The 4,600-nt window shown below is 46.2% G+C and carries 5 protein-coding genes; all 5 read right to left on the bottom strand.

All coding sequences use genetic code 11. The features are described 5' to 3' along the window. On the bottom strand, nt 1–948 hold a 948-nt coding region (locus WEIDD23_RS13745), incomplete at its 3' end, for a YncE family protein (protein ID WP_242865500.1). Nucleotides 949–1,084: 136 nt separating this feature from the next. Beyond that, nucleotides 1,085–1,771, bottom strand: coding sequence for a ribose-5-phosphate isomerase RpiA (gene rpiA / locus WEIDD23_RS09485; protein ID WP_010374159.1), 687 nt, complete (start codon nt 1,769–1,771; stop codon nt 1,085–1,087). A 114-nt stretch (nt 1,772–1,885) separates the two neighbouring features. Continuing rightward, nucleotides 1,886–2,671 (bottom strand): carboxyltransferase subunit alpha, encoded by a 786-nt coding sequence (accA, locus tag WEIDD23_RS15045; protein WP_010374161.1) that lies wholly within the window; start codon nt 2,669–2,671, stop codon nt 1,886–1,888. Further along, a complete protein-coding gene (gene accD / locus WEIDD23_RS15040) occupies nt 2,671–3,516 on the bottom strand; it encodes an acetyl-CoA carboxylase, carboxyltransferase subunit beta (RefSeq protein WP_010374163.1) in 846 nt (281 codons plus the stop codon). The genes accA and accD overlap by 1 nt, the downstream gene beginning before the upstream one ends. Nucleotides 3,517–3,528: 12 nt before the next feature. Further along, nucleotides 3,529–4,600 (bottom strand): ATP-binding protein (locus WEIDD23_RS09470; protein ID WP_082778335.1); only part of this gene is annotated, 1,072 nt, incomplete at its 5' end.

The raw sequence follows: 4,600 nt of genomic DNA, 5'->3' as shown, positions 1-4,600 counted from the left end.
AACCCCCGTTTTAAAAACATCATTATCAACGTAAAGAATTCGATCAACCACGGCCTTTGTTTTAACCCGGTAAACCGGCGTGGCACTTTCAAATATCATGTAGAACCGATTTGTATCGCCATCATATGAAACAGCTTCCAAATACGGTGGCATCGTGACTGAAACACCCTTGGTGAACTTATCACCCGCTTCACGGTCATACCGAACCAACTTACCATCAACATTCCCAAATGATGACGTCATCAGCACATGTCGCTGATTAGCAGTTAACCCTTGTAACTGTCCCACTGAGGCGTACACCTTGGTGGCCGCAACAATCGATTCATCCTGCTCACCTGCACTTTGTCCAAGCGTTAAGTTACCGGAAGCATCTTTACCAAATGGCAGTTCCTGAATATTTCCTAAGCCCCGTTTGGTGAAATAACCGACCCACAGTGCATTATTGGCATACATCATAGTGGAGTTATTCGTTTCCGTGGTAATTTGGAACACCTGCTGATAACTAATTGGCAAGCGTGATCGGATATCATACTGGTCAATTTGTGCCTGCGTAATACCGTATAGCATTGAGTCTTTGCCATCGTGCCCTGTCACCCAAAGCATTTGGCGGTCTGGGTCATAGGCAACACCACCCGCATGGTCCTGAAATTGCAATGACAGCGTCTTAATATATTGACCCGTCCACTTATTGAGCACATAAATAACCGAATTGGCTTTGTTATTATGATCATAAGCTGATACAAAAATTTCATTCTGACTGGTTGTGATACCTTGTGGATCAAAGGCAACCGTCTTTATTAGGCGATGCGATGCCGTGGCCGATTTGTTCTTGGCCAACGCCCACGCTCCCTGTAAGCCCGGCATTGGGATCATCCGTTGAATGCCAGCCCGTAACTGAGGATACCGCGCCAAATTAATTCGCAAGCGCTTTTCTGTATACAGTGGCATTTGCGAAGCTTGCCCCTGCGCCAAATGTTTCGTCGTTTGGTGAACGGGGGTGGCCGGTTGCTGCGCAAGCCCCACCCACACCAATAGTATCGACATTACCAATAAGATTGCCCACACAATCCGTTTAACCATTCGCTTATGCCTGTCTCTCTATAATTGTGATCTCATCACCACCAATAATCACTGCATCGGCCACTTGCAAAAATAGCCCGTGTTCAACTACCCCAATCGTTTGCTCAAGATAATAGGCGAGCGCTTGGGGATGCGTGATTTCAGTTAGCTGTAAATCAATAATGTAATTACCCGCATCAGTCGTTAAACGTAGACCATCTGCGTTGCGCCGGAATTGGGGATGCAAATCAGCATCTGCAAACCGTTTTAATAATTGGTGACTACCATACGGCACGACCTCTACTGGCAATGGGAACGTTCCCAGCTTCGGATGATACTTAGATTCGTCAATAATCCAAACATTCCGACTTGAATTCAGCGCAACAATCTTCTCAAACAGCAGCGCTGCACCACCGCCTTTAATGCCGTTTAAAGCAACGTCAACTTCATCTGCCCCGTCAATCGTGATATCAATTCCTGGTACTTCATCAACGGATTTCAATTTAATCCCCCAGCCCTTAGCCAGAGAAGAAGTTTGACGCGACGTGGTCACCCCCACAATATCAAGCCCTTCCTGATTAATTCGCGCGGCCAATCGCTCAATAAAGAATTTCACCGTTGAGCCCGTTCCTAAGCCGACAACCATCCCATCTTCAATAAGACTCGCCGCATATTCGCCCGCTGCGCGTTTTTGTTCCGTTTGTTTGTCCATGGCTTTCCCCTTTACCGCGACAACTGTCGTTTTTAACTGCCTTTATTGTAACGGCCACACACAAAAAACGCCAGATTATGATAATCTGACGTCCAAAATGAATAATTGCAAATTTTAGAATGCGCGGAAACGGGCACGTCGCTTAGCAACTAACTCAGTCGTTGTTAAGCTTTGGAGTTGCTGAATTTCTTCTAGCAACTTTGCCCGAACCAAATTGAAAACTCGGTTGTGCGAGCGACTTTCTGGCACAATGTACTCAATGATACCGTTCGCTAAAAGATCATTGGGTGTTAGTCCCATTAATTCTGCCGCCTCGCCACTGCGTTTAGCATCTTTCCACAAAATGGCTGCAAAGCCTTCAGGAGAGAGAATTGAGTACGTCGCATTCTGGAACATCCAAACTTGATCGGATGTTGCTAATGCAAGCGCACCACCTGAGCCCCCTTCCCCATAAACAATAGCGATCATGGGAACTGGGTACTTCATGCTTTGCAAGATACTGTCGGCAATTGCTTCACCTTGTCCTTGGTCTTCCGCGGACTTACCAGGAAATGCACCTGGCGTATTAATAAATGTAATAATTGGTCGACCAAACTTAGCTGCTTGATCCATCAACCGGGTCGCCTTACGATAACCATATGGTTCAGGTGAACCATTGCGTTTCGCTAGCTTATCCTTAATATCAGTTCCTTTATCGATAGCAATCACCGTTACGGGTTGACCACCAAGATTAGCAAGTCCACCAATCACACTTGCATCATCTCCAGCATAACGGTCACCATGTAACTCGATAAAATCAGTAAAGATACCTGAAATAATCTCACGTGCAGAAAAACGATCTTCACGTGATTTCTTAACCACCTGCACTGGGGTTAATTCACGACGAAATAGTGCTGCCATTACTTAACCTCCTGTGTTTGGTGGAATCGTACCAATTGTGCAAGCGTTGCCGTCATTGCTGGTCGCTGTACAATTGCATCAATAAACCCATTTTCAAGCACTGTTTCAGCCCGTTGGAATTCCTTTGGTAGCTTTTCATGAATCGTTTGTTCGATAACCCGCTTACCAGCGAATCCAACTAACGCATGCGGCTCGGCCAAAGTAATATCACCTTGCATCGCAAATGAAGCTGTCACACCCCCCATCGTTGGATCGGTTAGGATCACGATGTAAGGTAGCCCTGCTTCTTGATGCGCCGCAACTGCTGCACTAACCTTCGCCATTTGCATCAATGAGTGAATACCTTCTTGCATTCGGGCACCACCAGAAGCCGTAAACAGGATGACCGGCAACTTAGCTGCCGTCGCATGTTCAAAGAGGCGGGTGATTTTTTCACCTGTAATCGTACCAAGTGACCCCATAATGAAGTAGGAATCCATAATACCCAAGGCAACCTTTTGATCTTCCAGAGTCGCTATCCCTGTCAGAACTGAATCGCCCAATTCCGTTTGTTGTTGCGCACGTTCCAATTTACCAGCATAGCCTGGGAAATCAGTATCGGCCAACTTCAAATCAGCATCAAGTTCTTCAAAATCAGTTGTCATCAATGCAACACGTTCACGCGCTTGTAAGCGGAAACCATAGCCACACGCTGGGCAGACACGGTGGTCGCCTAACTGCTTTGAATATAGTTGGGCGCCACAGTATGGACAGGCCAAGAACAAACCATCCGGAATACGATCATTCAAGTTCGCATCACGTTTGATCTTGGGAGTTGAAACCGTGGTGTTATTAAATAAATCCATTGAATCGCCTCCTTAATCAGCGGCTGGCAAACTAGCTTGCCAACGTGGCAAAAATTCTTTTTCCAGATAGCGCGTGTCAAACATGCCACGTGCTACTGTTGGGTCATGTAACAACGCTTTTTGGAAATCAGCGTTTGTATTAACACCTTGAATAACTAACTCATCCAAGATACGGTCCATTTTCGTGACCGCTTCCAAACGATTATCCGCGTGGACCAAAAGCTTACCGATCATTGAATCGTAGAATGGTTGAATCTTATCACCCGTGTAAATAGCCGAATCAATGCGAATACCAGGTCCACCAGTTGGTAGAAAGGCAAAATCAATTGTACCGGCACTAGGCGCAAAGTTCTTAGCGGGTTGCTCCGCGTTCAATCGGACTTCTAAAGCATGTCCCTTAAGGGCAATATCCGATTGTGATACCTTCAAAGGTTCACCAGCAGCCACTTCAATTTGCATCCGAATCAAGTCCACTCCAGTTACCATTTCAGTTACTGGGTGTTCAACTTGAATACGCGTATTCATTTCCATGAAGTAGAAATGACCATCGTGATCTTGCAAGAACTCCAATGTCCCTGTATTTTCATACTGCAAGGCATTCACAGCCTTAGTTGCAATGTCACCTAGATTTTCACGCATCGCTGGTGTCACACCAAGCGCTGGGCTTTCTTCCATGACCTTTTGGTTATTACGTTGTAGTGAACAGTTACGTTCTGGGAAGTACAACACATGACCAAATTGGTCACGCATCACTTGCATCTCGATGTGACGAACATTCTCCATCACCTTCTCAACATACATGTGTTCATCCCCAAACGCAGCTTTCGCTTCACGTTGCGCATCATCGAACTTATCTGCTAATTCATCTTCTGAATAAACAAATCGCATTCCCTTACCACCACCACCGGCAGCGGCTTTCAGCAACAATGGGTAGCCGACCCGGTCAGCGACCAGCTTGGCTTCATTAGCATCACGAATGAACCCTTCTGAACCCGGAATAACTGGTACGCCAGCCGCACGCATTGATTCACGCGCATTTGCCTTATTACCCATTAATTCGATGACATGGGGGCTTGGACCGATC

This window comes from Weissella sp. DD23 (assembly GCF_001579105.1).
Lineage (GTDB): Bacteria > Bacillota > Bacilli > Lactobacillales > Lactobacillaceae > Weissella > Weissella cibaria.
This window is presented reverse-complemented; position numbering and strand designations above follow the sequence as displayed.

Bases quoted from the DNA above. Each gene is read 5' to 3' on its own strand.
- rpiA (WP_010374159.1), bottom strand. From the start codon at position 1,771: ATGGACAAACAAACGGAACAAAAACGCGCAGCGGGCGAATATGCGGCG.
- accA (WP_010374161.1), bottom strand. From the start codon at position 2,671: ATGGCAGCACTATTTCGTCGTGAATTAACCCCAGTGCAGGTGGTTAAG.
- accD (WP_010374163.1), bottom strand. From the start codon at position 3,516: ATGGATTTATTTAATAACACCACGGTTTCAACTCCCAAGATCAAACGT.